Origin of the sequence: Euzebyella saccharophila (assembly GCF_014855495.1) — a bacterium.
Lineage (GTDB): Bacteria > Bacteroidota > Bacteroidia > Flavobacteriales > Flavobacteriaceae > Euzebyella > Euzebyella saccharophila.
This window is the reverse complement of record NZ_JACYFJ010000005.1, coordinates 50,910-77,167: the sequence shown is the minus strand read 5'-3', so window position 1 is coordinate 77,167 and position 26,258 is coordinate 50,910. Positions and strand designations below refer to the sequence as shown.

Annotated in this window: 30 protein-coding genes; 11 read left to right on the top strand and 19 right to left on the bottom strand. The window is 40.0% G+C overall.

What is annotated here, in order from left to right; all coding sequences use genetic code 11:
- Positions 1-31 precede the first annotated feature (31 nt).
- Together IL355_RS14745 and IL355_RS14740 are read right to left on the bottom strand one after the other, a co-directional pair.
- Positions 32-3,001 (bottom strand): amidohydrolase family protein, encoded by a 2,970-nt coding sequence (locus IL355_RS14745; RefSeq protein WP_192462889.1) that lies wholly within the window; start codon positions 2,999-3,001, stop codon positions 32-34.
- Positions 3,002-3,159: 158 nt separating this feature from the next.
- Positions 3,160-4,227: a DUF3810 domain-containing protein gene (locus tag IL355_RS14740; RefSeq protein WP_192462888.1), complete on the bottom strand. Its 1,068-nt coding sequence runs from the start codon at positions 4,225-4,227 to the stop codon at positions 3,160-3,162.
- 150 nt (positions 4,228-4,377) lie between these two features.
- Here IL355_RS14740 and IL355_RS14735 point away from each other — a divergent pair, with 150 nt between their 5' ends.
- Entirely contained in the window at positions 4,378-5,838 is a 1,461-nt protein-coding gene (locus IL355_RS14735) for an aminoacyl-histidine dipeptidase (protein ID WP_192462887.1), read from the top strand.
- 32 nt (positions 5,839-5,870) lie between these two features.
- Here IL355_RS14735 and IL355_RS14730 read toward each other — a convergent pair whose 3' ends face one another.
- The 4 genes from IL355_RS14730 to IL355_RS14715 all read right to left on the bottom strand — a co-directional run bounded on the left by IL355_RS14730 (position 5,871) and on the right by IL355_RS14715 (position 9,110).
- Positions 5,871-6,227 (bottom strand): DUF805 domain-containing protein, encoded by a 357-nt coding sequence (locus tag IL355_RS14730; RefSeq protein ID WP_192462886.1) that lies wholly within the window; start codon positions 6,225-6,227, stop codon positions 5,871-5,873.
- A gap of 164 nt (positions 6,228-6,391) precedes the next feature.
- On the bottom strand, positions 6,392-7,507 hold the full coding sequence (locus IL355_RS14725) for a peptidylprolyl isomerase (protein ID WP_192462885.1): 1,116 nt from the start codon (positions 7,505-7,507) through the stop codon (positions 6,392-6,394).
- Positions 7,508-7,545: 38 nt separating this feature from the next.
- Positions 7,546-8,091, bottom strand: coding sequence for a gliding motility-associated peptidyl-prolyl isomerase GldI (gene gldI / locus IL355_RS14720; RefSeq protein WP_192462884.1), 546 nt, complete (start codon positions 8,089-8,091; stop codon positions 7,546-7,548).
- On the bottom strand, positions 8,088-9,110 hold the full coding sequence (locus IL355_RS14715) for a DHH family phosphoesterase (protein WP_192462883.1): 1,023 nt from the start codon (positions 9,108-9,110) through the stop codon (positions 8,088-8,090). Before IL355_RS14715 ends, gldI begins: the two co-directional genes overlap by 4 nt.
- Before the next feature lie 74 nt (positions 9,111-9,184).
- Between IL355_RS14715 and IL355_RS14710 the strand changes: the two genes are divergently transcribed.
- Together IL355_RS14710 and IL355_RS14705 are read left to right on the top strand one after the other, a co-directional pair.
- Positions 9,185-10,237 (top strand): alkaline phosphatase D family protein, encoded by a 1,053-nt coding sequence (locus IL355_RS14710; protein ID WP_192462882.1) that lies wholly within the window; start codon positions 9,185-9,187, stop codon positions 10,235-10,237.
- 48 nt (positions 10,238-10,285) lie between these two features.
- A complete protein-coding gene (locus IL355_RS14705; protein WP_192462881.1) occupies positions 10,286-10,705 on the top strand; it encodes a nucleoside-diphosphate kinase in 420 nt (139 codons plus the stop codon).
- A 56-nt stretch (positions 10,706-10,761) separates the two neighbouring features.
- On the opposite strand, the gene IL355_RS14700 is transcribed toward IL355_RS14705, so the two are convergent.
- From IL355_RS14700 to recF, 3 genes are read right to left on the bottom strand one after another with little or no spacing between them, the layout of a single operon-like run.
- Complete coding sequence (locus tag IL355_RS14700; RefSeq protein WP_192462880.1) at positions 10,762-11,058, bottom strand: DUF721 domain-containing protein; 297 nt, start codon at positions 11,056-11,058, stop codon at positions 10,762-10,764.
- On the bottom strand, positions 11,058-11,492 hold the full coding sequence (locus tag IL355_RS14695; RefSeq protein WP_225621264.1) for a hypothetical protein: 435 nt from the start codon (positions 11,490-11,492) through the stop codon (positions 11,058-11,060). The genes IL355_RS14700 and IL355_RS14695 overlap by 1 nt, the downstream gene beginning before the upstream one ends.
- Before the next feature lie 10 nt (positions 11,493-11,502).
- Complete coding sequence (gene recF / locus IL355_RS14690; RefSeq protein WP_192462879.1) at positions 11,503-12,591, bottom strand: DNA replication/repair protein RecF; 1,089 nt, start codon at positions 12,589-12,591, stop codon at positions 11,503-11,505.
- A 115-nt stretch (positions 12,592-12,706) separates the two neighbouring features.
- On the opposite strand from recF, the gene IL355_RS14685 reads away from it, so the two are divergent.
- The 7 genes from IL355_RS14685 to IL355_RS14655 all read left to right on the top strand — a co-directional run bounded on the left by IL355_RS14685 (position 12,707) and on the right by IL355_RS14655 (position 18,891).
- Positions 12,707-13,474 carry a tetratricopeptide repeat protein gene (locus IL355_RS14685; protein ID WP_192462878.1) on the top strand — a complete coding sequence of 256 codons (768 nt, stop codon included), beginning with the start codon at positions 12,707-12,709 and terminating at the stop codon, positions 13,472-13,474.
- The gene (gene ribH, locus IL355_RS14680) at positions 13,474-13,956 is read left to right on the top strand and encodes a 6,7-dimethyl-8-ribityllumazine synthase (protein ID WP_187456844.1); all 483 of its coding nucleotides are present in this window, start codon (positions 13,474-13,476) and stop codon (positions 13,954-13,956) included. Before IL355_RS14685 ends, ribH begins: the two co-directional genes overlap by 1 nt.
- A gap of 152 nt (positions 13,957-14,108) precedes the next feature.
- Complete coding sequence (locus IL355_RS14675; RefSeq protein ID WP_222937266.1) at positions 14,109-14,402, top strand: hypothetical protein; 294 nt, start codon at positions 14,109-14,111, stop codon at positions 14,400-14,402.
- Positions 14,402-16,258 (top strand): DNA mismatch repair endonuclease MutL, encoded by a 1,857-nt coding sequence (mutL, locus tag IL355_RS14670; RefSeq protein ID WP_192462877.1) that lies wholly within the window; start codon positions 14,402-14,404, stop codon positions 16,256-16,258. Before IL355_RS14675 ends, mutL begins: the two co-directional genes overlap by 1 nt.
- On the top strand, positions 16,259-16,993 hold the full coding sequence (locus IL355_RS14665) for a rhomboid family intramembrane serine protease (protein WP_187456841.1): 735 nt from the start codon (positions 16,259-16,261) through the stop codon (positions 16,991-16,993).
- Between the two features lies 1 nt (position 16,994).
- Complete coding sequence (locus IL355_RS14660; RefSeq protein ID WP_192462876.1) at positions 16,995-17,861, top strand: rhomboid family intramembrane serine protease; 867 nt, start codon at positions 16,995-16,997, stop codon at positions 17,859-17,861.
- Positions 17,862-17,865: 4 nt separating this feature from the next.
- On the top strand, positions 17,866-18,891 hold the full coding sequence (locus IL355_RS14655) for an endonuclease/exonuclease/phosphatase family protein (RefSeq protein WP_192462875.1): 1,026 nt from the start codon (positions 17,866-17,868) through the stop codon (positions 18,889-18,891).
- Here IL355_RS14655 and IL355_RS14650 read toward each other — a convergent pair.
- The 10 genes from IL355_RS14650 to IL355_RS14605 are packed head-to-tail and all read right to left on the bottom strand — an operon-like array spanning position 18,880 to position 25,305.
- Positions 18,880-19,191, bottom strand: coding sequence for a DUF6122 family protein (locus IL355_RS14650; RefSeq protein WP_192462874.1), 312 nt, complete (start codon positions 19,189-19,191; stop codon positions 18,880-18,882). The genes IL355_RS14655 and IL355_RS14650 overlap by 12 nt on opposite strands.
- A gap of 6 nt (positions 19,192-19,197) precedes the next feature.
- On the bottom strand, positions 19,198-19,815 hold the full coding sequence (locus IL355_RS14645) for a WbqC family protein (RefSeq protein ID WP_192462873.1): 618 nt from the start codon (positions 19,813-19,815) through the stop codon (positions 19,198-19,200).
- 42 nt (positions 19,816-19,857) lie between these two features.
- Complete coding sequence (locus tag IL355_RS14640) at positions 19,858-20,634, bottom strand: sulfite exporter TauE/SafE family protein (RefSeq protein ID WP_192462872.1); 777 nt, start codon at positions 20,632-20,634, stop codon at positions 19,858-19,860.
- Complete coding sequence (locus IL355_RS14635; protein WP_192462871.1) at positions 20,618-21,685, bottom strand: HesA/MoeB/ThiF family protein; 1,068 nt, start codon at positions 21,683-21,685, stop codon at positions 20,618-20,620. The genes IL355_RS14640 and IL355_RS14635 overlap by 17 nt, the downstream gene beginning before the upstream one ends.
- On the bottom strand, positions 21,685-22,281 hold the full coding sequence (locus tag IL355_RS14630; protein ID WP_317175501.1) for an NTP transferase domain-containing protein: 597 nt from the start codon (positions 22,279-22,281) through the stop codon (positions 21,685-21,687). Before IL355_RS14630 ends, IL355_RS14635 begins: the two co-directional genes overlap by 1 nt.
- A complete protein-coding gene (moaC, locus tag IL355_RS14625; protein WP_192462870.1) occupies positions 22,265-22,735 on the bottom strand; it encodes a cyclic pyranopterin monophosphate synthase MoaC in 471 nt (156 codons plus the stop codon). The genes IL355_RS14630 and moaC overlap by 17 nt, the downstream gene beginning before the upstream one ends.
- Before the next feature lie 33 nt (positions 22,736-22,768).
- The gene (gene moaA, locus IL355_RS14620; RefSeq protein ID WP_192462869.1) at positions 22,769-23,752 is read right to left on the bottom strand and encodes a GTP 3',8-cyclase MoaA; all 984 of its coding nucleotides are present in this window, start codon (positions 23,750-23,752) and stop codon (positions 22,769-22,771) included.
- 33 nt (positions 23,753-23,785) lie between these two features.
- The gene (locus IL355_RS14615; RefSeq protein ID WP_192462868.1) at positions 23,786-24,208 is read right to left on the bottom strand and encodes a molybdenum cofactor biosynthesis protein MoaE; all 423 of its coding nucleotides are present in this window, start codon (positions 24,206-24,208) and stop codon (positions 23,786-23,788) included.
- Positions 24,208-24,450, bottom strand: coding sequence for a MoaD/ThiS family protein (locus tag IL355_RS14610; RefSeq protein WP_192462867.1), 243 nt, complete (start codon positions 24,448-24,450; stop codon positions 24,208-24,210). Before IL355_RS14610 ends, IL355_RS14615 begins: the two co-directional genes overlap by 1 nt.
- Positions 24,451-24,495: 45 nt before the next feature.
- Positions 24,496-25,305: a DUF6503 family protein gene (locus IL355_RS14605; RefSeq protein WP_225621263.1), complete on the bottom strand. Its 810-nt coding sequence runs from the start codon at positions 25,303-25,305 to the stop codon at positions 24,496-24,498.
- Positions 25,306-25,367: 62 nt separating this feature from the next.
- On the opposite strand from IL355_RS14605, the gene IL355_RS14600 reads away from it, so the two are divergent.
- Positions 25,368-26,174 carry a TrmH family RNA methyltransferase gene (locus IL355_RS14600; protein ID WP_192462866.1) on the top strand — a complete coding sequence of 269 codons (807 nt, stop codon included), beginning with the start codon at positions 25,368-25,370 and terminating at the stop codon, positions 26,172-26,174.
- Positions 26,175-26,258: the final 84 nt, after the last annotated feature.

The window sequence follows — 26,258 nt, the reverse complement described above, 5'->3', positions numbered from 1 at the left end:
TATTTTTCATTTTTGGTTACCTGAAACCTTCCTACTCGTGGTGGTCGTTTAAACTTCCGGTATCACAGTGCATCAATTCCTTTTTCTTTAAAGCAGGTTGTTGTGTTTTTTTACCCCCCTGTTTTTCCAAAAGCATCTGGTTGATCAGTTTGGCACGCTCTTTTTTTACTGCCTCTCGCATCTTTTTATCGGTTTCCAAATCAAAATAAACAGCACCGTCGATAATAGTTTTTTCCGCCTTTGCATAAATAGATAAGGGATTGTGTGACCACAGTACCAAATCTGCATCTTTACCTTCCTTGATACTGCCCGTTCTCTCGTCTAAATGCAACAGTTTTGCCGGATTGATCGTTACCATCTTCCAAGCTTCCAATTCTGTCATTCCTCCATATTTAATGGTCTTGGCCGCCTCTTGGTTGAGTCTGCGAATCATTTCTGCATCATCACTGTTGATAGCCACCGTAACCCCTTGATCATGCATAATGGCCGCGTTATAGGGAATAGCATCGTTCACCTCAAACTTATAAGCCCACCAATCTGAAAAAGTACCTCCACCTACACCGTGTTCCTTCATCTTATCAGCTACTTTATAACCTTCCAGAATATGGGTGAAGGTATTGACCCTAAAACCGAATTTTTCAGCCACCTTCATCATCATATTGATTTCACTCTGTACGTAACTGTGACAACTTATGAAACGTTCTCCTTTTATAATTTCGGCCAAAGTTTCCATTTCTTCATCATACCGTACAGATTCTCCTTTGGCTTTTACCTCCATATACTCTTTAGCCCGTTGAAAATAATTGACGAAAACCTGCTCCACCCCCATTCTAGTTTGAGGAAAACGGCTGTAACTACCCCAATTACTTTGTTTCACGTTCTCTCCCAAAGCAAATTTGATGAATTTGGGGGTGTTACTATAAATCATTTCCTCAGGACTTTCTCCCCATTTCAACTTCATGATAGCAGACTGACCACCGATAGGATTCGCGGACCCGTGCAGTAACTGTAAACTGGTAACGCCACCTGCAAGGGCATGATAGATGCCTTTATCTTCATAGTCTACTACATCTTCCATTTTTACCTCTGCCGAAGAATTTTGGCCGGCCTCATTTACGGCAAGGGCCGCAATATGACTGTGCTCATCAATAATACCGGCACTTAAGTGCTTGCCGGTAGCATCGATGACCTTAGCTCCACCGGCCTTAACATCCTTTCCAATTTTTTCTATCTTGCCATTCTTGACCAAAACATCTGTATGCTCTAAAATACCGGCATCTTCACTGGTCCACACGGTGGCATTTTTGAATAACATGGTTTGTTGTTTTGGCAAGGAAGTGTTTCCATATGCAATATTGGGAAATGTGACGGGAACCATTTCCGGAACTACCGGCTCGTCCTTTTCTTTGGCCTTGAAAGCTTTTGTTCTTACTGCCCTAAAAGTGGTTTCACTCCCATTGGATGCGATGGCCTTTCCCTCTAAATTCTTAGTATCCTCAGTAATTGCTCCACTTAAACGATACGTAGCTCCATTTTGATTGTTAACCAATGACATTACCAGCCAATCATTCTTATACTCCAATTTGGTGTTCAGCTTTAACGTATCCTTTTTTACTTCTGCCTTTGGCTGTAATACTTCCCCTGTAATACTTAACTGAAAGGAATCGGTTCCAATGGACAAATCATAATCGCCACGAAGGTCTTTCTGGTTGATATCATTGACCACGTGCTTTTGACCTTGTACCCAATTTTCGTATAACAAAGTTCCATCCTCAAAAATATCGCCGGAAGAAATCAAAAAATTAGCATAGCGGCCCGCTTCCAAAGTTCCCAAACTTTCGGATTTCCCTAAAATCTGGGCGGGTACAACTGTCAATGCCTCTAAGGCTTTTTCCTTTGAAAGTCCATAAGCAATGGCCCTCTTAATTTTATCCTTAAAATCTACGGTCGATTTTAGTCCGTGTAGGGTAAGGGAAAACGGAATACCATTTTGGGCCATAACTTTTGGATTGGCAGGCGCTTGATTCCAATTTCGCATATCGGCCAAAGAAACATATTTAGTAGTATACGGGTTAGAGACATCATAAGCATCTGGAAAATTTAAGGGCAATACCAAAATTGTATTCGCAGCCTTGATATCGGCCACTCTTTCATATTCGTCCCCACCGCCTAAAACAATGTATTGAATACCAAATTTATCCCCGATTCCGTCAGCCCTTAGAACATTGCCCTTATCCCCTGCCTCAAAAATTTGTACCAAAGATTTGTTGCTGTTAAGAGCCTCCAAAGAACGGTCTTTGGTCTCACTATTTCCTTGAGCATACCAATCTGCGTCATAGTACATTTGTCGCAATAGCGCCATACTTCCCATTAACGAGGTGGGATAGGCCTGCCTGTGGGCAATGCTTTTTTTAAAGGAAAAATATTGAGCTGAACGGTCATCTAAAATGCGCTCCGCATCACCCTCTTTTCCATTGAGCGCTACCAATACACCGGTTCCGCGGGCTATACCATCATGACGGTGGGTATTGACAACGCCGAAACCAACCTCCCGTAAATTTTTGGCAGTAGACTCATCATAAACAAAGGAATTGACCGCACCAAATTCTGGCATTATATGGTCGTTCCAGTAATAACCTTGGCGTGAAGGCTCATATTCGGCAGAGCGGCCTCCTTCTTTGCTTTTTTCCGGTTTGGCAACACCGAATTCTGAGAAAACATCTATAAATGAAGGGTAAATCCATTTTCCTGCTACATCAATTTTAACTGTGTTGGCAGGGATTTTTACCGATTTTCCCACTTGCATTACCTTTCCCTTCTTAATCAAGAGAGTACCATTCTCAACGACTTTGGATGGTGAGACATAAATTTTGGCATTAACTATAGCCGTATAATTATTGTTTTGGGATTTTACCTGAGTGTTATCAGGAAAATATTCTTGGGATGAGAGCAAGCCCATACCAAGAATTAAAAGGATTACAAAAGCAAAGGATTTGTTCATAGAGCGTATTCTAAAAAGAAAGTTTTAAAAATAAAGAAAGGCGAAAGAAACAAGAAATGTTTTAGGATGCGAAAGTTACTTTTTTATAATTGGCAAAAACAGCTAAGCTGAACTGCCGATACCAAAAGCACTTAAACACAATTTCAAGAAATCCATTATTAAAGCGGGTATTTTTCATGAAAGCCCACCATCAACTCCACAATTTTACTGTAGCTTTCTATACCGTCTTTTTGCTGATTGGCTTTTAAAAAGGTATTGAAAATTGACTTAAATATGGGCTCAAAAGGATTTTCATACTTTTGGTTGAACTCGTACAGCTCTCTATAATTCTCCCTCACCCCTTGATTGACCCCGTCAAAAATTTCATTGAACACAGCTTCATCATATCGTTTTACAGCACTTAAGCAGTGACTTAATCCATAGGCAGAAGCGGAGTACTGAAAGTAAATATCTTCACTTTTCATGGTCATATAGTAGCCAATAAAATTGGTTTCGTTCTCTTTGGCGTAACCAACTTGGTGTCCTACCTCGTGGGCCGCTACCACTGGAAACCTAAAAACAGGGGTCTTAGCATTCACTTGCGCCTCATTGGTAAAAGGGTTTAGATAGCCACCAATACCTAAATAACAGGAAAGCAAGCTAAACACAGACTTTTTTAAACTTGCATTTTTATACTCCAAGAAAGTAGTTTGACTTGAAGTTTTACGGTATTCTTCAATTGTTTTCTCAAAAATTTCGTTTCGGGTGTATGGCACCTGTACCATGGTGATGGTATCGCCAGTAATTTCCTCTTGCAGCAGATTTACCTTCTTCACCAGTTGCTTACTTAGTTTAAGTACTTCGGCGGTTTGAACGGAATCCTTAATAGCAAAATTTTCGGCCAACGGCTTGCGATAGTAGTTTAGCCCCCATACCAAATTGAAAGTGAAATAGAACACGGACAATACCAACACTACATCCCTCAAAAAAAATAAGGGCTTCAACTTAATTTGTTTCCGGTGCCGTACGAGGTAGGTCAAACCTAGAATTAGTAAGGTGGCATATATCAAATCCCCTATGGAAAAGGGCAACCAACCAAATAACATTCTAAAAAACCGACTTATATACGGATAAATCCCATTGCTATAGTACGTTTCAATCCAATCAGAATGTCCCGCCAACCACATAACCAAAATGATCTGAAGAATTAGACTTAGGGCAATGTAATTCTTTAACTTATTGTTCAAAGTGAAACTTATCGGTTATAATTTTAACATTCAACTTCAAATTTTGTATTCATCTAAATCTAGATGACCACACAAAGCTCTCACAAAATTAACCAATAATGCACGCATGCCAATTGGAGAGTATGTATTTTTGTGCCCTAAAATTGGATTATGAGCAACGAAATAAGAGAATTATCCCCTAAACCGGTCTGGAACAAATTTGCCGATTTAAATGCCGTACCTCGTCCCTCAAAAAGAGAGGAACGCGTAATTGAATTCATGATGAATTTTGGCAATTCTCTCGGGTTGGAAACCTCTAAGGACGAGGTAGGTAATGTAATCATAAGAAAGCCTGCCACGCCCGGAATGGAAGATAGAAAAATGGTGACCCTACAATCACATTTAGATATGGTTCACCAAAAAAATAACGATACCGTTTTTAATTTTGACGAACAGGGCATTGAAATGTTCATTGCCGATGATTGGGTAAAGGCCAAGGGAACTACCCTAGGTGCCGATAATGGTATGGGTGTTGCCGCTATCATGGCGCTTTTAGAAAGTACCGATATTGCGCATCCGCCATTGGAAGCATTATTTACCATTGACGAAGAAACCGGAATGACCGGTGCCATGGGACTCAAAGGTGGCGTTTTACAAGGCGAAATCTTATTGAATCTGGATACCGAAGAAGATGATGAAATCGATATTGGTTGTGCCGGTGGTATCGATGTGACTGCTACTAGAACCTATAGCCAAAAACCGGTGCCAAGGGCCACTGTTGGTCTAGAAATTTCCGTAAAAGGACTGAAAGGCGGGCACAGTGGTATAGAAATACACAAAGGCTTGGGCAATGCGAACAAAATCATGAACCGTATTTTGTATAATGGTACCAATCAGTTTATGATGCGAATTGCCCAGATTGAAGGGGGTAGCTTACGCAATGCCATCCCTAGAGAAAGTGTTGCGGTGGTCGTATTGTTGAAATCTCAATTAGATGCTTTCAAGAAAGATTTTGAAGCATGGGGACAAACTATAAAGGAAGAACTTAAATTTATAGAACCAAACTTGGAGATAGGTTTGAAAGAAACCAAATTACCCAAGCAAATAATGGGCTTAGGTGCGCAAGAACGCTTGTTACAGGCTATTTATACGGCACATAATGGAGTATATGCTATGAGTGCTGCCATACCCGATTTAGTGGAAACCTCCAATAATGTGGCCAAAGTGGTAGTTAAAAACGGGGAAGTAAAAATAGGCTGCTTAACACGTTCCTCTGTAGATTCTGCCAAAATGGATTTGGCTCACGCTCTAAAAAGTGCATTTGAATTGGCCAAGTGCAATGTAAACTTCAGTGGTACCTACCCAGGTTGGTCTCCCAATCCAAATTCCAAAATATTGGACGTTGCTAAAAATAAGTACACTGAGTTGTTTAAGGAAGAACCTAAAGTAATTGCTTGTCACGCGGGGCTAGAGTGCGGAATTTTAGGTAAAAATTACCCTGAAATGGATATGATCAGCTTTGGACCTACCATTTTAGGAGCACACTCTCCAGATGAGCGGGTGAGTATTACGTCAGTTCAGAAATTCTGGAAGTTTCTACTAGAGGTTTTAAAGGATACGCCCAAGAAATAAAAAAAGGGTCGGCCATTGGCCGACCCTCCTATTTAAACTTTCTGTAAACTTGGAGCTTCATCCGCTTTTGGATTAGGCCCCCATTTGTTTTCATGGGGTTCACTATCGCAGCATGCCAAATACAAATTATAGAAAGGCACTAGAATGAACCATCCACTTTTCCCTACATCGTGCATTCTTCTCACACCTACTCCTATTGCTGGAAGTAAAACGGCAAAAGAATAGATCAATGATACTACAAACAATACGGGAGCATCAGCTACCACTGCCAAAATCTGTAGTCCGTAGGAAATCAACATATTGAACAGAAAGAACATCCAATATTCTTTTCGTCTTGCCCTTCCTTCAAAATTCACATAGTTCTGCCATACTTTAAAGTACCAATTCATAAAAGTTAAGATTTAGGTTATTATTGAAAAGTATAAACGGCACTAAGACAAGACTAGTATTTTTTTTAGACGAACTGCATTCCTTTAAGTAGCCCATGCAAACCATATAAACAATAAAACCTCGCAGTTGCGAGGTTTTATAATATCATAGTATGCTAAAAAGATTATTCTGCGATTCCGGTAATTTCCAAATCGAACACCAAGCTGGCATTTGGTGGTATGGGTCCAGAACCTTGGGGGCCATAACCTAAATGAGAAGGGATAAAAATACGTTTCTTATCTCCCACCTTCATATTTAAAAGACCTTCTTTAAAGCCAGCAATAAGACCGGCATCAGGACTATAATCCATTGGTAACGAATTGTAGCCGCCGCCCAACTTTCTTCTTTCATCAAACTTGTTGTATTTAACGGCCACATCCTCATAATTACTATCAAACAAGGTACCATCTTCCAAATACCCGGCATAGTGTACTAAAACTTTACTACCTATAGCAGGTTTTTCGCCTTCACCTTCTTTTAAGGTTTTGATTTTTAGTCCGGATGGCAATTCCTCTGCTTCGTTTTTTTCTTTTTCAAGCGAAGCTACAAAATCAGCTTTCATTTTTTCAAAGGCAGCAATTTTAGCTTCCTCCTCTGCAAAATAGTCGCTCATTACCTGAACTGCATCAAACTTCTTAGCTTCTTTTCCGTTTCTTACGATTTCCACCTTGTTCATTACAATTTCAGAAATAGGCCTATCTTTCGATACCGGATCTTGCGAAGTTTCTACGTTGGCAATGGTATCTACTACATCCAACCCTTCAACCACTTCTCCAAAAACAGTATGTCTTCCATTTAAAAAGGGAGTTGGTTTGTGGGTAATAAAGAACTGACTACCATTGGTCTTGGGACCACTATTTGCCATTGAAAGAATGCCTTTTTTATCATGCACAAGGCTGTCATTAAATTCATCCTTAAATTTATAACCAGGATTGCCCCTACCTGTCCCAGTTGGGTCTCCACCTTGAATCATAAAATCTTTGATCACGCGGTGAAAAATAATTCCGTCATAATAGGGTTTATCCTTTAAACTGTCTGTAACAAAGGGACTTTTACCTTCTGCCAAAGAAACAAAATTAGCCACGGTGACCGGTGTTTTTTCGTATTCCAGCTTTACGATAATATCGCCTTTATTGGTTTGAATATCTGCAAAAAGGCCATCGCCCAGTTCTGCATATTGACTTTTACATCCTGCCAAAATAACACCTAGAACAAGTACGATTGCATACGCTTTTTTCATTGCTTACTAATTTGGGTTTTATACTATAAATTAACTCATTATTCTTGGTCTTCCTTCTCAATAGTAAGAATGGACAACTTGACCTTTAAGGGAACGTTCACCCCTATTTTATTATTATCCCCATGATATCCAAATCCTAGGGAAGAAGGGAAAAAGAAGACCGCCGTCTCCCCCTCCTTTAATAATTTAACACTATTCCTTAATCCAGGGAAAAGCTCTTGTTTATCTACCTTATAGGTCACTGTACCCGTCTCTTCTGCACTGTAAATGGTATCATTCTCAAAACTGTAGATTTCGTATTGCATGGTGACCAAATCATCTGGTTGGGGAGTTGGAAGGTCCTGCTCGTTCTCCACTTCGTAATAATACCAAGAACCTGAAGCGGAATTTTTATACTCGTGAAGGGAATCTTTTGTTATGATAGATTGAATACTTTTTTCCTCTTGTGCCAAGAGCTCTTTATTTCTTTCTACCGATTCCTTAAAAAAACTACCCGTCTTTACCTCCACAGGTCTTCTTGGCTCAGGCCCCCCACAACTGGCAAAAAGTAGAATTAATAAAGTGGAAAGAGTTAATATTCTCATACGGCAAGCTGGTTTTTATAATCCTTCAACAAAGATTCAAAATACAAAGCAGTTTCTTGCAAGGATTTTTCACTTCTTCCGCCAGCGGCATTATTATGCCCTCCTCCATTAAAATGACTTCTAGCAAATTCGTTCACTGAAAAATCGCCAATAGAACGAAATGATATTTTAATGATACCCTCTTCCTTATTTTCTATAAAAATGACGGCAAAATTAATTCCTTCCAAAGTGAGTCCGTAATTGACAAACCCCTCCGTATCTCCTTTCTGATAATTATGGGCATCCAGTTCATCTTGGCTTAGAGTAATGTAGGCAGTTTTAAACTGCTCCAGAATTTTCATATTATTAAGGGCTACCCCCAACAATTTAAGTCTTGCAGGAGTATTGGTATCAAAGACCCTATGATGAATCTCGGTATTTTCTGCTCCCCGATCAATTAAATCGGCAACAATTCGGTGGGTTTCTCCTGTAGTAGACCTGAATTTAAAAGACCCTGTATCCGTCATTATCCCCGTGTAGAGGCAACTTGCCATCTCTGAGGTAATCTTCTCCACACCATCTACCGCTTCAATGAAGTTATAGACCATTTGGCAGGTAGAGCTCATTTCTACATCAGAGTACATTATTTTTGCATAATCTGATGGAGCTTGATGGTGATCGATCATCACAAACGGAATTTTCTTTGCAGCCTCCTCAAGCGGCTCCTCTAACTGGCCCACCCTGCCCAAGTGATTAAAATCCAAGGTAAAGACCACCGTAGCATTTTCTATTTTATCCTTGCACTGATGATTTTCCTTTTCAAAATTCAAAATTTGGTCACTTCCTGGCATCCATTTTAAAAACTTTGGATAGTCATTTGGAACTATAACGGTAGCATCCTGACCATTATTTTTAAAAAAATGCCAAAGTGCCAATGTGGAACCTATAGCATCGCCATCAGGATTTTTGTGTGGTATGATTACCATATTTTGCGGGGTGGAAAGTAGTTCTTTAACCGCTTTTACTGTCTCCAAATTCATGCGCGCAAAGATACAATTTATTAATGTAGAGAAAATGAACAATGGTCTATTTTTGCAGTAGTAAATATGCCACCATGAAATACCACTTATTCTCCATTGTCATCCTAACATCTCTTTTCTTTGCCTGTAGTACCAAAAAAGAAATGGTGAATTTCGCGCCAAAGACGGCTGCCAACGATCAATTACCGTCTCATTTTAATTTGGCTTTTGGTTCGTGTAACAAGCATAATGAACCCAATGACCTATGGGACGATATTCTAGTTTCTAAACCCGACGTTTGGATCTGGGGTGGCGATATAATTTATTCGGACACCTATAACATGAAAAAGCTAAGAAGGCTTTACAACAAACAAAACAAAGTTGCCGGTTACGCGGCATTAAAAAGTAAAGTTCCGGTTATTGGCACTTGGGACGACCATGATTACGGCGTAAACGACAGTGGCACAGATTATAGCAAAAAGAAGGAGAGTCAGGAGGAGCTACTCAATTTTTTAGGGGTGCCTGAAGATAGCCCCAGAAGAAAACAAGAAGGTATTTACACCTCTCACGACTACAAAACGCCTAAAGGCTCACTTAAAATACTTGTTTTGGATACCCGATATTTTCGCACCTCCCTTACTCCCAGTAAGGTAATTGGTAAAAGATACGAGGCCGATAAGGAAAAAGATGCTACCATCTTGGGTGTACAACAATGGAAATGGCTTGAGAATGAATTGACCAATTCCGAAGCGGATTTTAATGTGATAGTAAGCAGTATTCAGGTTTTATCTTCGGAACATGGTTTTGAAACTTGGGGTAATTTTCCTGAGGAAACTAAAAAATTATTGGAAGTTCTTGTAACTTCCAAAGCCAAAGGGGTCATCATTCTTTCGGGCGACAGACATATTTCAGAATTTTCCAGAATTGATCTAGAAGGATTGAACTATCCTTTAGTCGATTTTACCAGTAGCGGACTAACCCACTCTTATGATGGTTTTAACGTGGAACCCAATTCTTATCGCATTGGTAGCGTAGTTTCTAATAAAAGTTTTGGGTTGCTTAGGTTTAACTTTGAAACCAAAAAAGTACATATGCAAATCAAAGGCGATAACGGAACAATATTACAAGAACTGGAACAAACCTATTAATTATTGCCCATTGTTGAATAAAGCTTATTTTTGCAAAAAATTAAAAACATGACTACAAACAGAACATTTACAATGATCAAGCCAGATGCCGTTGAAAAAGGGCATATTGGAGCTATTTTAGAAAAAATTTCAGCTGCTGGTTTCAAGATCGTTGCAATGAAATATACGCAATTGAGCACAAGAGACGCTCAAGAGTTTTACGCCATACACAAGGAAAGACCATTTTTTGGCGAGTTGGTAGAATTCATGACAAGAGGTCCTATTGTCGCTGCCATCTTGGAAAAGGGCAATGCCGTAGAGGATTTTAGAGCGCTTATTGGCGCCACCAACCCCGCAGAAGCCGCGGAAGGAACCATAAGAAAAATGTTCGCAACGGATATTGCCGAAAACGCTGTTCACGGTTCTGATAGTGATGAAAATGCTGCCATAGAAGGAGCCTTCCACTTTTCAGGTCGCGAAATATTCTAAGCCTCCTTTACTAGAGGTATAAATGACAGAGCCTTCACTACATGTGAGGGCTTTTTTTATCTCAATACCAGCTTCTTAACTAAATCCCGCCCCAAATCTTCATTGAGCATAGTTATAATCTTAGACTTACCCAAACTCAATTCTTCTCGGAGCACGGAAGAAGAGAGTCCAACAAAAAGGGTATCTCCCCTAAGCTCCACTGTGCTGGTATAGTTATTTACCCCATTGCCCATCAAATTTTTCCAAGCTTCACGTACATCAACCTTATCCATTCCAGGCTGTAGTCGGTTTTCTTTAATAAACTCGTTCAAGGCTTCACCCATACTTAGGTTATCATTTTTTCTTTTTGCCATTATTTGGGTATTGAAATGGGTTCAAATCTTGTATAATTATAGGTAATGCCATCCTCATTAACAACGGAAAAGGACGTTTTCTGTAGGGTCATTAATTTTTCTGACCATTGCGTTAGTTCCGTTTCATAATGCATCCAAAACTCCCCGTTTTTTTCTAAAATGGTAAAGTCTTCCAAATCGTTCGTTGTCTTGTAACTACCTTGTAGATTTGGACTCATTTTCTTTCTATATCCCTTTAAATCTTCCAAATAAATAAAGTCTACATTGGTATTGGCAGAGTATTCCTTAACGCTTCCATCAGGTAATGTCACTTTCTCAATTTCCCAATAGCCGTTCAATTGATTTAGTTCTTCTTTATTAATTCCTTCGGAACAACCGAGAATTAGAACGAAGACTAGAAACGGAATTAAAAACCTCATTTTTTTCAACATCATCTCTAAAGTTTTAGGCTGCACCAATGGGGAACATTTTATATGATTGGTGTATCTGTTTTACAATAGATTCCGTGCGATCGGCATGCGTATCACTAATAAATATTTGCCCAAAATTATCGTTGTTCACCAAATTGATAATATGAGCCACCCGATGTCCATCCAATTTATCAAAAATATCGTCCAAAAGTAAGATAGGTGTACTATTAGATTGTTCCTTTATAAACTGAAATTGCGCAAACTTCAGAGCGATTAAAAAAGACTTTTGTTGGCCTTGGCTCCCGAATTTTTTAATAGGATGACCATGGATCTCAAAACTCAGGTCATCCTTATGGGTACCCACAGAAGTATACTGCAAAGCTTTATCTTTTTCAAGATTATCCTCCAAAAGCTGTATCAATCCACTATGTAGCAATTTGCTTTCATACACCAAGGAAACTTGTTCCTTTCCTCCGGTTATAATTTCATGTTGCTCTTGAAAAATAGGGACAAAGCGCTCTAGAAACTGCTTTCTTTTTTTAAATATTTCCGAACCAAAATCGTTCAATTGATCATTATAGACTGCAAGCGTAGTACCATCAAAGGTACGGTTGGCCGCAAAATACTTCAATAACGAGTTACGTTGGGCCAGCACTTTATTATATTTCAATAAGTTTTGCAGATATGCCTTGTCTGACTGTGAAATGACCCCATCCATAAATTTACGTCTGGTTTCACTTCCCTCAATGATCAAGTCCCTATCTGCCGGAGAAATCATAACCATTGGCAAGAGGCCTATATGATCGGCCAATCGGTCATAAATTTTACCATTTCTTTTCATGACCTTTTTGGTACCTTTTTTTAAACTACAGACCACTTTCTCCTCCCGTTCATCTTTTTCAAATTCCCCATTGATTACAAAAAACTCTTCTCCATGCTTAATGTTTTGGGAAGATACCGGGTTAAAATAACTCTTTCCAAAAGCCAAATGGTAAACGGCATCCAGCACATTGGTTTTACCAATACCATTGGCCCCCACAAAACAGTTGATTTTGTCATCAAGCTGAAAATCTCTTGAATCAAAATTCTTGTAATTGATAAGGGAAAGTTTTTTTAAAATCATGTAACTACATGGGGGTTTTAGTGCTTGAATCTATCGAAACATCAAAAATAACGAATAAATACCCTTTAGGTTTTAGATAAAAATTTTATTTTTGCGCGACCTATAAAATAAGAAGATGGCCACATATAAAAAGCGCGGATTTAAACCTCAAAACAAAGTTGAAGAGCAAGTTGTTGAAGAACAGGAAAGCGCAACGGCAGAAGTATTTAGTACGTTAGATGAAAGTGCCTCTAAAACAGAGGAATGGGTTGCCTCTAACCAAAACTATATTTTAGGTGTCATTGGTGTAATTGCCGTAGCTGTATTGGGCTACCTTGCTTACGTACAGTTTGTAGAGAAACCAAAAGAGGCAAGTGCTACCAATGAAATGTACTATCCGCAACAGTATTTTGACCAAGCGATAAATAGCACAACCGCTAAAGACTCTCTTTATAATTTAGCCTTGAACGGAGCCGAAGGAAAATACGGTTTCTTGGATATTATTGATGAATATAGCGGAACCCAAGCGGCCAACCTTGCCAACTATTCCGCCGGTATGGCTTATTTGAACATGCAAAAGTACCAGGAGGCCATTACACACTTAGAGGATTTTAAATCTGAGGATGATATCTTGGGGGCATTAGCAAAAGGTGGTGTGGGCGATGCCTTTATGCAATTGGGCCAAGCAGAAGATGCTTTGGATTATTATGAAAAAGCGTTGAACCATAGCGACAACAACTTTACGGCACCAAAATTCCTTTATAAAGCAGGCGTTACTGCTCTTGATTTAGGTGATAAATCAAAAGCTTTAACCTATTTTGAACAGATAAAGGAGAAATACGCTTCTTCTGCGGAAGCAACTACTGTAGATGCCTTCATAGGCATGGCTAAAAGTACTAAATAATGGCCACCGAAAATAAAAACCTATCCGTTTACGATAAGGAAACCATACCCAATGCCAAAGCCCTTCGCTTTGGTATTGTAGTTTCTGAATGGAACGATGAAATTACCGAAGGCCTTTACAATGGTGCCCATGAAGCCCTATTGGATTGTGGAGCCCTGGAAAAAAACATTGTTAGATGGAATGTACCTGGCAGTTTTGAACTTACCTTCGGAAGTAAAAAATTGGCCGCTACAAAAAAACTGGATGCCATTATAGCTATTGGAAGTGTCATTCAGGGTGAGACCAAACACTTTGATTTTGTATGTAGCGCCACCGCACAGGGAATTAAAGACCTGAACGTGCAATTGGATATTCCAGTGATCTTTTGCGTTTTAACGGACAACAACATACAACAGTCACGTGAGCGCAGTGGAGGAAAACACGGCAACAAAGGTACGGAGGCCGCCATCGCTGCCATAAAAATGGCTACCCTAGGGAAATAATTCCTGAATTTTTCTTACTTCTATTGTTTTCATTTTATATAGAATTAAGTACACCTAACCATCTGAGCTGCCCACACTCGACGTTTTAACAAATTTTGGCGTTGGCTATGGGGCATATTTTTTGATTTTAAGTACCTTTGAAAATCATGGGAATGCTCAGTAAATTCACGAAACTCAAGCGAAATAAGAAGTTTGAATACGCTCCTCGTTACTATGACGATAAGGGCAAGGGCAGCCCATTTAAAATGGAAGCTAAATTTGATAAATACAGAACTACCCTCAATACCCCTCGTGGTCTAAAAGGGAAGTTCAGTAGTGCCATGGACGATATGAAGCGGGAAGGAGACCGCAATCTCAAAATAAGAATGGCCATTATCATTGGTATTTTAGTTCTCATTGCTTTGTTTATCCTAGATTTTGATCTTACAATATTCTTCCCTAACTAATGGCGGATATCATTAAACTTTTACCGGACCACGTTGCAAATCAAATTGCTGCTGGGGAGGTAGTACAGCGCCCTGCATCAGTGGTTAAAGAACTATTGGAAAATGCTTTGGATGCCGGTTCCACCACTATAAAGCTGATTGTAAAGGATGGTGGCAAAGCCTTGATCCAAGTAGTTGATGATGGGGTTGGAATGAGCGCTACCGATGCCCGACTTAGTTTTGAACGCCATGCCACAAGTAAAATCCAACAGGCAGAAGACCTCTTCAATCTTAACACCAAAGGGTTTAGGGGAGAGGCATTGGCCTCCATTGGAGCAATTGCCCATGTTGAAATGCAAACAAAACCGGAAGAGAAAGAGGTTGGCACCCACCTAAAAATGGAGGGTAGTAAAATTGTATTTCAAGAAGTGACCGTTACCCCCAAAGGCACGTCCATGGCGGTGAAAAATCTATTCTTCAATATCCCAGCGAGAAGGAACTTTCTTAAATCTAACCAAGTAGAATTAAGGCACATTACCGATGAATTTCATAGGGTAGCCTTGGCCCACCCAACAGTTTCCTTTCACTTTTATCATAACGGAAGTGAACTTTTCAATCTTCCCGCAGATAATTACCGTAAAAGAATAGTAAATATTTTTGGGTCCCGTACCAATGAAAAACTGGTGCCCGTAGATGAAGAAACCCCTATTGTTAAAATAAGCGGCTTCATAACCAAACCAGAATTTGCAAAGAAAAGTAGGGGCGAACAGTTTTTTTTCGTCAATAACCGATTTATAAAAAGCCCATATCTGCATCACGCTGTGGTTTCGGCCTTTGAAGGCCTCATAAAACCAGATACTTTTCCAGGATACTTTCTTTATTTGGAAGTTGCGCCAGGATCCATTGACATCAACATTCATCCTACCAAAACCGAAGTTAAGTTTGATGATGAACATACCTTGTACGCTATTTTAAGGTCTACGGTAAAACATAGTTTGGGACAGTTCAATGTGGCACCTGCCCTAGATTTTGACCAAGACCCAAATCTGGATACCCCGTATGATTTTAAGAATAAATCTGCAGTTCAGCCAAAAGTTACTGTAGATGCCAACTTCAATCCCTTTTCAGATACCCCAAAGAAATCTAGCTCCTCCCCTACCTACTCGTACCAGCCCAAGGCCAGCAAGAACTGGGACAGCCTCTATGTGGGTATGGAATCTAAGATGGGGGGCAATGAACCTATAAACAGTATCAGTTTTGAATCTGAGGCCATTACAGGTTCCATTTTTGAAAACGAAAAGGAAGTACAGGAAACGGTGGCTACCACCTTTCAGATAAGAAGAAAATATATCGTTACCAGTATAAAGTCAGGAATGGTGGTAATTGACCAAAGTAGGGCACATCAGAGAGTGCTTTATGAAAAATTCCTGAAGAACAGCACCGTTAAGGATGCGGTGAGTCAGCAATTGTTATTTCCCCTTACCTTAACTTTTTCAAGGGCAGAGATTCATACATTAAAGGAAATCAAAGAGGTTTTGCTTTCTATTGGTTTTATCTTTGAAGATATGAAAGAGGATGCCATTACAGTGACAGGAATTCCGTTATTGGTGACAGAAAGTGAGGTTGGCATGATATTGGACCAATTGATATCTGACTATCAACAGGAAATTAATGGCGAAAGTTTTTCGCAGAGCGATATCCTTTCAAAAACATTGGCAAAGACATTGGCGGTAAAAACGGGAGAAATATTGGATAATCAGTCGCAAATAGCTTTGGTAAACGATTTATTTGCCTGTACCGATGCTACCGTAAGCCCATTTAACAAACCAGTATACGTTACCATTACGGAAAATGACATCGATAAAAAATTTATTTAAATGAGAGGACTCACCGAAGCGGTAAAACATTTACTCATTATCAACATTTTGTTCTTCGTGGCTACCCAGCTATATGGCGACCAAATGTACGCTTGGTTTTCTTTGTGGTATCCAGAGAATCCCAATTTTGAGTGGTGGCAAATTTTCACCCATATGTTCATGCATGGCAATTTCATGCATATCCTTTTTAATATGTATGCCCTTTATGCTTTTGGCACCCCTCTTGAAAGAATGTGGGGACGCAACAAGTTCCTTTTCTTTTATTTTTCCGCTGGTCTAGGGGCGGCTTTACTGCATACCGGTGTCAATTACTATCTTTTTAATGATGGCCTACAAGCCTTACTGGATAGCGGTATAGGCAAGACTGAATTAATGCAAATCATTACGGATGGTAAATACAGCCCTTCATGGGAAACCGTGATCGGTCCGGACAAGGTAGATAGCTTTTTGAGTGCGTTTTCAACGCCGGCAGTAGGGGCCTCCGGAGCCATTTATGGTATTTTGGTTGCATTCGCCTTTACCTTTAGCGAAGCTGAACTCATGCTTATTTTTCTTCCCATCCCCATTAAAGCAAAATATTTTGTCCCTTTGTTGATTTTAGGGGATTTATTTTTTGGATTTACGGGAACTGCAACTGGTATTGCCCACTTTGCCCACATTGGAGGCGCTCTTTTTGGGTTCCTAATGATGTGGTACTGGAAGAAGAATCAGTTTAACAATAATCGTTGGAATTAAGATGAACAACGGAGGTCTAAAATATCAATACGCCCGGCTGAGTGTCTCAGAAAAGCTTATCGCCATTAATGTAGTGGTGTTTATTGTAATGGGTCTTATTACGGCACTGATCAGCCCAACGGTAGAGGACTGGTTCGCACTGCCAAAGGATTTTTTCGATTTTCTGATACAACCTTGGTCCATTATTACTTATTCCTTTCTCCATGGAGGTATTTTTCATATACTTTGGAACATGTATATTTTATATGTTGCAGGTCGTATTCTACTGAACCTTTTTGATGGCAGGCGATTCTTAAACGTATATTTTCTCGGGGTAATATTAGGTGGTCTCTTATTCCTTTTAAGTTATAATATTTTCCCTGCTTTAGTTGGTATCAACACCTCTCTTATTGGTGCCTCAGCAGGTGTAATGGCTGTTTTGATATTTGTATGCACCTATATTCCCAATCAGGAAGTGAAATTGCTCTTTTTTAATGTAAAGCTCTGGCATATCGGTGTTTTTGTGGTCCTGATGGATTTGGTTCAAATTCCTTTGGGAGGCAATGTAGGAGGGAGATTGGCCCATTTGGGCGGTGCATTCTTGGGATATATGTATGCCAGACAATTATATAACGGGGTGGATATAGGTGAAGGATTTTCCAAACTTGTAGACGGAATCGTGAATTTATTCAAAAAGAGAGAGAAGAAATCGCCCTTGAAAACGGTCTACAAAAACAGAAAATCTTCAAACACCAACGCCTCCAATTACGACAAGCAAAGCCAACAAAAGAAAATTGATGCCATTTTAGATAAAATCAGTCAATCTGGTTATGAAAGTTTGACCAAGGCCGAAAAGGATTTTCTTTTTAAGGCTGGTAAGGAAGAATAGATGTATGAAGGGACTTTCTTGGTTCAATAAGCTCGTTTATTCCATTAATATTTTAGTAGCGGTTTTACTGCTAATTGCCTGCGCAGTTCCATATCTAACCTATGATTTTTTCTCTTTCCTTACTTTTTTGGGGTTGGTAGTGCCCTTTTTGGTCGTTGGTAATTTCCTGTTTTTTCTCTATTGGTTGCTGCAAAGGAAAAGACAAATGCTCACCTCTCTCATCATTCTGGTAGTGGGATATCTAGTTCTAGGCACCTTTATAAAACCAAGTTTTGGGGAAGAAAATAAAAGCCTTGGGGATTTAAAGGTAATGAGTTATAACGTGAGGGGGTTTAACCGTTTGGAAGCTGACCGATCCGTTAACACCAGAGAAAAAATTACAGAGCTAATAGCCTTAGAAAAACCCGATATCATCTGTTTTCAAGAAGTGGGCATCAGCATGAAGCCTGAATTCTTGGACTACCCCTACTCCTTCCTTGATAAATTCTACGATAGCAACAAAGTGCACTTGGGTGTTTTTTCTAAATATCCTATTATCAAAGCGGAAACGATTCAGTTCAAGAACAGTATCAACAATGGTTCTTACACCGATATTTTATACCAAGGCGATACTATCAGGGTCTATAATGTTCACATGCAGTCTTTGGGAGTAACACCAGGATCAGGAAATGTTCGTTCAAAGCCTGTTGAATACGTTTATGACAAGGTCAACCATCGATTTAAAAGACAAATGAACCAGGCAAAACTTGTACAACAACATAAAAATAATAGTCCCTACCCCACTTTGCTATGTGGCGATTTTAATAACACTCAATTTAGTTCTACTTACCACCTTTTAAAGGGTGATATGAAAGATACATTTATTGAAAAAGGAACAGGCTTAGGCAGAACTTACGATTTACTTTTTCTGCCTTTTAGAATCGATTTTATTTTTGCCGATGACCATTTTGAAATTAAATCACACAAGAATTACGATGACAAATTTTCAGATCACTTTCCTATTATGTCCACATTTGATTTAAGGCATTAGAAGACAGTCTGATATGTCTGCCACGATGTGTATCAACAATGCCAATCCCACTAATCTAGTTTTCTTGAAAAAGAATAAGACTACATATAATCCAATAGCCCAATAACTGTGCAAGGGATGAAACCCAATACTACACCTGTTAGCTTCAAAAATGGGTGTGGCCAATAAATGATCAACATCAATGACAATACCAGCCAAAAGAATAAGAATAGCCTTTAAACGATTGTCCTTAAAAAAGTAGAAGCCTACGAGAACAGGCACTAAAAAGTGAATGCCGTAATGGACCAAAAATCGTAACATAACAATTTAAATGTCTAGCTGCTTTAAATAGGATAAGGCACTTGTTCCTTCATTAAAAAGCAGGTCCACTATGCTTAAATTGGGCAAAAAACCGTGTCTGTCACCAAATACTTGATTATAGACCGGAAAATCAACAACCGTCTTTTTCTTAGCGTTGACCAATACCCTTTGGTCATTTAACTTTTCAGGATGCAGAATAAACTCTTCTGTTTTATTCTCTGGCATTTCCACCTGTAAACAATCACAAATAGTTTCGATGGCAAATAGGTTCAAGTCCAACAAAAACTTATGTTGCTTTTCAAAAATTGGTGCCAATTCATCTTCATAAAATTCAAAAAAGGGTGAAGTTCTATAGGCCGTTTGCAGGGTTCTCCAATGTTGTCTCGACCACATTCCGGAATAATCCAAAACTACATCCTTAAACTTCTGCCTGCCTTGGGAACCACCAACATGTTTTATAGGAATACTTAGCATATGTTTCCCCTGGTCAGTGCCAATATAACAGCGATTTCTAAAGGTCTGTTTTTGGAAATTATCTTCTACCTCCCAACAGATTTCTTCTGAAACGATTTTAGCGAATGTTTGAATATTGGGCAAATACGCCGGATGCAACAATGTTTTCAATCTACTTTTCTTTTAACGGTTTCCATTCGAAAATGGGGAGACTTAGGATAAGTGGGGTAGGTATTTTATCAATATTCGAATGCCCACCGCAAAAACTAAAAAGGCTGTAACCCTTTTTATTCCATTAGGGGAAAGTCGCTTTAAACTTAGCCGAATTCCTAACTGACCGCCCAAAAGCACGGCCACTACAAGACCTAAAGTTTCTTTCCATGGCAAATTTAACATTTCTCCTTGAACCAAGCCCACCAAGCCACTAATGGAATTTACCAAGATAAAAAAACTGGCCAAGGCAGCAATTTTAATGGATTTATTCCACTGTAAATGATTTAGAATAGGCGCTAAAAAAATACCCCCGCCAATACCTACTAAACCGGATAATAATCCGATGCCACCACCCAAAACAGCGGTAAGGTACTTGGGGTAGGATTTTACTTTATCGCTTGTATTAGAAGAAGTAAATGTCTGCCATACCAAAAAAATGGAAGATATCACCAGTGAAAACCCCAAGAGTACGAAAAAAACATGCTCTTGTAGCCGGAACGATGCCCCAATAAAAGCCATGGGAATACTGCTCAACACAAATGGTAGGAATTTCTTAAAATCGCTATGGCCGTTTTTAAAATAAAGATAGGAACTGCCCGAAACCACCACCAAATTGCATACCAACGCTATGGAGCGGATGGCGAAAAAACCTGAGAGAAACAAGGTCAACAGGGCCAAATAACTGGAGCCACCACCAAAACCTACCGAAGAATAGAGCGTGGCGATTACAAAAAAGCCCAAACTAAGCAGTACAAACTCTTCAGTGCTCAGCAGCATGCAATTTTATTTGGTTCATACCTCCCGTTACATTGACCAATTGGGCCATAGGTTGCAGTTCTTGTAGTTTTGCTATGGCCTTTTTACTGCGAATTCCCGATTGGCAAAGAAGATAAGCCGTTGAACTAAAATCGATTTCCCCTAAGCGGCTTTCCAGCTCTCCCAAGGGAATATTTTTAGCAACGGACAAATGGTTTCTTGCAAATTCCTTTTCTGTACGAACATCAATGAGTTGTATTTCATCTGTTTCCATAAGATTGGAAAAATTTTCTGCGGAAATTTCATTCACGCCAACTTCACAATCAAAATCATAACTACTTTGAAGTTCGCTGATTTCTAAATTTTCAGTCCTCAGCCCAAATTTTATTTTCTGGAAGGTATTGCCGAGTGCATCAAAAAGCAACAATTTACCGGACAAAGCCTCCCCCAATGCAGTAATGACTTTAACTGCTTCCAAGGCTTGAAGATTCCCAACTATACCGGGTAAAATTCCCAATACCCCGTGATCATTGCAATTGGGCACCTCATCGCTTTTAGGCATGGTAGGGAAAAGACAGCGATAGGTTGGACCTCCATTATAGTTAAAAACACTCACCTGACCTTCAAAACCATGTAAAGCACCGTAAATAAATGGCTTATTTAACATTACACAGGCATCGTTCACCAAATATCGGGTGGGAAAATTATCCGAAGCATCCACCACCAAATCATATTCTCGAATAAGACTCAAAGCATTTTCTCTATTCAAAAAGATTGGATATTCTATAATCTTGGTATCAGAATTCTGTTCGCGCAGCTTTCTTGCCAGAACATTCACCTTTGGTCGGTCAACATCCGCCTCGGCAAAAGCTACCTGCCGATGTAAATTAGTAATGGAAACCACATCATTGTCAACAATACCCAAAGTTCCCACACCCATAGAATTCAAATAGGTGAGCACCGGAATGCCCAAACCGCCGGCACCAATGACCAGCACCTTAGCTTTCTCTAGTTTTTGCTGGGCCTCTTCCCCAAAACCGGGCAAGATTACCTGTCTTTGGTAGCGTTCCATTATTCCGTGGATAGTTTAACGATGGCTTCTTTGTATTCTTCTTCCGAATTGGCATTCATCAGCACATTACTATCCTGCGGAAAAACCAATTTCACCTCGCTATTGATCAAGAATTTTCTAGGACAGGAACCATTACCCTCATCCAAATATTGTTTAGCCTTTTCCAAGGCTACAGGTTCCCAAATGGCACAAATAGGCTCTGGTAGCGGATTTTCCTCATGTGCAAATGAAGTAGCGAAAACGTTAGGGTCCCTAGCTGCAATCAATTCTTGAAGTGATTTTAAATCGATTAGCGGAAGGTCACAAGCCAAAACTAGCCATGCGGCTTCAGGATATTTCTTATGGGCGGATAAAAGTCCGTTAAACGGACCCTTATATTCATCCGTATCTTCAATCAATTGAAAATCAGAAGCGATCTCTTTGGATTGTTCGGGCCGAACGCTCATAAAAGTCTCCTCGCAAACCCTGTCCAACAAATGGTACACATACTCTCTTTGCGGCATTCCGTGGTAATGGATAAGACCTTTGTCCTTTCCCATTCGGGTGCTTTTTCCACCGGCTAAGACCAATCCGTACAATTTAGGACCTATAATCACTCTTACCTCCTGTTTTCTCGTTCAACTTAATTTCTCCAATTACAATATCATGCGAAAGTGCCTTGCACATGTCATAAATGGTCAGTGCACTCACCGAAACGCCCGTAAGCGCTTCCATTTCCACCCCCGTACGTTCATTGCATTTTACGGTGCAGGTAATAAGTAAACAATTATCACTTGGGACTATGTCCACCTTTACCTTGCTCAAACTCAATTGATGGCACAGGGGTATCAACTCCGAAGTTTTTTTAACTGCCTGTATTCCCGCAATTACGGCAGTTTGTATAATGCTCCCCTTCTTTCCCAAAAAATCCTGTGCACTCAGTTCTTCAAAAACGGCAGATGGAAAAACCACCTTCCCAGAGGCAATGGCCGTTCTGGCGGTTATTTTTTTCTTCGAAACATCTACCATGGCGGCATTTCCGGCATCATCTAAATGAGAAAGTTTGCTCATATTTTTGGTTCTCTTATCCTCTAAATTGAATTATTATCCCCCGATGGATGTCATGGAATTATCAAAAACACCTTGATACTTTTTTTGGGCCTCAAAGCCTGTTTTTGCACGACTTCCAACTGCTTCTAAAATGTGCTGTTTCACGAGCTCATCACTTTTTTCACGTCTGAAAATATCTCTAACATTCATACTAGGTTTTCCATACAAACAGGTGATGACATCGCCCGTGGCCGAAATTCGAAGCCGGTTACAAGACCCACAAAAAGTTCGGCTAAAGGAGGGGATAACCCCAAATGAGCCTTTGAATCCGGGCACTTTGTAATTAATGGAAGTGGATGTTTTTGGAGATTCCAGTTGATAATAATCCGGATAGGCATCCGCAATGTGGGCCAATATCTTTTTATAGTCCCAAACGATGGACTGAAATTTCTTGGATCCGCCGTTAAAAGGCATTTCCTCTAAAAAGCGCACCGAAACGTTGTAATGTTTGGCAAGCTCCAACATCGGTAAAATGTCTTGGGTATTTTGCCCATCTAAAGCAATAAAATTAATGCGAACATTGAAACCTTCGGAAATCAATCGCACCAAATTTTCGTACACCGTATCATATTGGTTGCGGCGGGTTATTCGCTCAAAGGTGTCCCTGTTAATGGCATCCATGCTGATGTTCATATTCAGAATGCCCAATTCTTTAAGCTCGTCAATATAAGGTCCGATCAAAGTAGCATTGGTTGTAACCGAAATATCTTTAAGACCTTGAAGTTTGCTCAATTTACGGAACAGCACCATCAAATCTTTACGCACAAAGGGCTCTCCCCCGGTAATTCTGATTTTGTCCACCCCCTGGTCTACCAAAAGCTCACTGAGTTTGCCCAATTCCTGCATGGTAAAAAGCTTGTCACTTTTAGCAAAGTTGATGCCTTCCGCAGGCATACAATAATTGCAGCGCAAATTGCAACGATCGGTGACCGCCAAACGTACGTAATTGATTTTTCTACCGTGGTTGTCTATCAGCATATCATCTTCCTTCTCTTACAAAGTAAATAGATCTTAAGGGGTTGCCGAAACCCAGACGGATTTATTCTTGAACATTTCCTTTTTCCAGATGGGTACGGTCTCCTTCAAAGTGTCAATCAAAAACCTGCAAGCCGTAAAACAAGCGTCTCTATGTGCCGAAGATGCCCCCACGACCACTACAGGTTCTTCCACCCCCTTTTCACCAACGGCATGCCTTATAACCACCTTGTTCAAATCCCATTTTTTCATAGCATCTTGAGCAATTTTAGACATTTCTTTGATGGCCATGCCCTGATAGGTTTCGAACTCCAAAGCCATAACCTGCTCGTTTTGGGTAAATTCCCTTACCGCACCCACAAATACACAAATTCCACCGCTATTTGGATCTGACAGTTCTTGATAAACCTCGGAAGGGTCTAATTCATCTACTATTTCAACAATGATTTTATCTACCATTATCCGCCACTTACAGGAGGTATCAATGCTATTTCATCTTGGCTTTGCAGTAAAACCCCGTCTTCGGCGTATTCGCTATTAACAGCCACTGCCAACGAAGAAAGTTTTCCCAGCTCCGGAAAATCAGTAGTCAGCTGTTGCTTTAATTCCGCCACCGAAATAGGCATCACAGCATTTTCACTGATTGTATAACTAGATGAGCCAACGATGTCTTTGGCAATACCAAATAAAAGTACCTCCATTAAATTAGTATTTGAGCTCCAAATTACTCAAAAAAAAGCGAATGTTTAAGGGTTTAAGACTTCTTTGGCACTTTCCGGTTGTTGGTAAAAGACATCAGGTTTTTGCTGGGTCTCCAATGTTACATTCTCAAATTTCACAGGGTCTTTACCCTCTTTGATGCTTCTACCCTCATAATTATGCCAAGTTATGGACTTTGGCAACAATACCCCGTCAATATTCTGCCAATCGTTGTAGCGTATCCATTTTACATTGTCTGACTTCTCATCACTACCATAGGTAAAAGTATAGCCCAACCAAGTCATTTGGTAGGTTTCAGGGTCGTAGTGAAGAAAATAATCATCTTTGGAGGAGGCTCCTACCCCATCATTAAAACTGATATGGATGCCGGGATAGCTTTTGCCTTCATATTCTAAAGGTTCGGTTTCGCCATAATTTATTCCCGGATCGGCAAAAACAAAGGGCATCGCATAAAAATAGAACATCAAGTTGTGGTACACCGCAGCATTGCCCTTGTACGCCGCATTGTCGTCTTTTAACCAAATTTTTGAACCGTCGAAACCCATTAATATGGTACCCATATCGATACGGTCACGTCTCGATTTTAAGTCGATGGTATGTATCTCCTTACCATCTGGCTTGGGCATTTCATAGCTTAAGGTCTGCTTCGTTTTCCATTTGGCCAAGGTACCATGGGCATCCAATACTTTTGTGAATGACTCGGGAAAGCCGTGGTCTTTAATTTCTTCAACGGCCGAGTTTTCTGCAGCAACATTATTTTCTTTTGTTTTCTGAGGAGCATCTTTGCAACTAAGTATCAATGTACCCAATAAAAACAATGTTATATTTTTAATCATGATGTTGTTTTTTGGTTTTAGATCTTAGGTCGAAGCATTTTGCTTTTCTTTACATTTGCCCCGTGCAAAGTTTCAAGGAAATCAGTAGTGTTCAGAACTCGCTCGTCAAAAAAGTGGTTCTGCTAAAAGAAAAATCCCGCGAGCGGAAGAAAACCGGACTCTTTATTATAGAAGGGCTACGTGAGCTACAGCTCGCTCTCAGAGCTAATTTCGAAATAGAATGTGTTTTGTTCCAACCTCAACTATGTGAAGAAAAAAGATTGGAGCAGCTTCTTTCAAAAACAGGGACCTCCACAGAAATTATTACGGTTACCAATGAGGTTTACCTTAAAATGGCCCACCGTGGCACTACGGAAGGTGTTTTGGTCATTGCCAAAAGCAGAAGCCACACTTTGGACACCTTCGTCCTAAAGACCAACAACCCGCTGATCCTAGTAGCCGAGGCGCCCGAAAAGCCCGGAAATATTGGGGCGCTCCTACGAACGGCAGATGCTGCAAATTTAGATGGGGTAATTATTGCTAACCCCATAACCGACCTTTATAACCCCAATATTATCCGTTCAAGTGTGGGCTGTGTGTTCACCAATAATCTGGCCATGGGCAGTACCGAAGAAATTCTCGGTTTCCTCAAACAAAACAATATTAAAATTTATTGTGCCGCACTAACCGCTTCCATCAATTATCTAAATGCTGATTTTAAAGGTGCGAATGCCATAGTCGTAGGTACAGAGGCAACGGGACTGTCGAAAAGCTGGTTAGACCAGTCACACCAAAATATTATTATACCCATGGAAGGCGAAATTGACAGTATGAATGTGTCCGTATCCGCAGGTATTCTTATCTTTGAGGCCAAAAGACAACGAACCTAATCGTTTCTGGCAACTAAATACTGACCGTTTATAAGCAAAACCATTCATAATCTTGGTTATGCTACCATACCAAACCTTAAACCA

Coding starts and splice junctions, on each gene's coding strand:
- IL355_RS14615 (WP_192462868.1), bottom strand. CDS start 24,208: ATGGTAGATAAAATCATTGTTGAAATAGTAGATGAATTAGACCCTTCC.
- moaC (WP_192462870.1), bottom strand. CDS start 22,735: ATGAGCAAACTTTCTCATTTAGATGATGCCGGAAATGCCGCCATGGTA.
- IL355_RS14710 (WP_192462882.1), top strand. CDS start 9,185: ATGAAATACCACTTATTCTCCATTGTCATCCTAACATCTCTTTTCTTT.
- IL355_RS14665 (WP_187456841.1), top strand. CDS start 16,259: ATGAGAGGACTCACCGAAGCGGTAAAACATTTACTCATTATCAACATT.
- IL355_RS14685 (WP_192462878.1), top strand. CDS start 12,707: ATGGCCACATATAAAAAGCGCGGATTTAAACCTCAAAACAAAGTTGAA.
- gldI (WP_192462884.1), bottom strand. CDS start 8,091: ATGAGAATATTAACTCTTTCCACTTTATTAATTCTACTTTTTGCCAGT.
- IL355_RS14640 (WP_192462872.1), bottom strand. CDS start 20,634: ATGCTGCTGAGCACTGAAGAGTTTGTACTGCTTAGTTTGGGCTTTTTT.
- IL355_RS14725 (WP_192462885.1), bottom strand. CDS start 7,507: ATGAAAAAAGCGTATGCAATCGTACTTGTTCTAGGTGTTATTTTGGCA.
- IL355_RS14650 (WP_192462874.1), bottom strand. CDS start 19,191: ATGTTACGATTTTTGGTCCATTACGGCATTCACTTTTTAGTGCCTGTT.
- IL355_RS14655 (WP_192462875.1), top strand. CDS start 17,866: ATGAAGGGACTTTCTTGGTTCAATAAGCTCGTTTATTCCATTAATATT.
- moaA (WP_192462869.1), bottom strand. CDS start 23,752: ATGCTGATAGACAACCACGGTAGAAAAATCAATTACGTACGTTTGGCG.
- IL355_RS14635 (WP_192462871.1), bottom strand. CDS start 21,685: ATGGAACGCTACCAAAGACAGGTAATCTTGCCCGGTTTTGGGGAAGAG.
- IL355_RS14745 (WP_192462889.1), bottom strand. CDS start 3,001: ATGAACAAATCCTTTGCTTTTGTAATCCTTTTAATTCTTGGTATGGGC.
- mutL (WP_192462877.1), top strand. CDS start 14,402: ATGGCGGATATCATTAAACTTTTACCGGACCACGTTGCAAATCAAATT.
- IL355_RS14715 (WP_192462883.1), bottom strand. CDS start 9,110: ATGAATTTGGAGACAGTAAAAGCGGTTAAAGAACTACTTTCCACCCCG.
- IL355_RS14660 (WP_192462876.1), top strand. CDS start 16,995: ATGAACAACGGAGGTCTAAAATATCAATACGCCCGGCTGAGTGTCTCA.
- recF (WP_192462879.1), bottom strand. CDS start 12,591: ATGATTTTAAAAAAACTTTCCCTTATCAATTACAAGAATTTTGATTCA.
- IL355_RS14610 (WP_192462867.1), bottom strand. CDS start 24,450: ATGGAGGTACTTTTATTTGGTATTGCCAAAGACATCGTTGGCTCATCT.
- IL355_RS14730 (WP_192462886.1), bottom strand. CDS start 6,227: ATGAATTGGTACTTTAAAGTATGGCAGAACTATGTGAATTTTGAAGGA.
- IL355_RS14700 (WP_192462880.1), bottom strand. CDS start 11,058: ATGGCAAAAAGAAAAAATGATAACCTAAGTATGGGTGAAGCCTTGAAC.
- IL355_RS14605 (WP_225621263.1), bottom strand. CDS start 25,305: ATGATTAAAAATATAACATTGTTTTTATTGGGTACATTGATACTTAGT.
- IL355_RS14735 (WP_192462887.1), top strand. CDS start 4,378: ATGAGCAACGAAATAAGAGAATTATCCCCTAAACCGGTCTGGAACAAA.
- IL355_RS14705 (WP_192462881.1), top strand. CDS start 10,286: ATGACTACAAACAGAACATTTACAATGATCAAGCCAGATGCCGTTGAA.
- IL355_RS14675 (WP_222937266.1), top strand. CDS start 14,109: ATGCTCAGTAAATTCACGAAACTCAAGCGAAATAAGAAGTTTGAATAC.
- IL355_RS14695 (WP_225621264.1), bottom strand. CDS start 11,492: ATGATGTTGAAAAAAATGAGGTTTTTAATTCCGTTTCTAGTCTTCGTT.
- ribH (WP_187456844.1), top strand. CDS start 13,474: ATGGCCACCGAAAATAAAAACCTATCCGTTTACGATAAGGAAACCATA.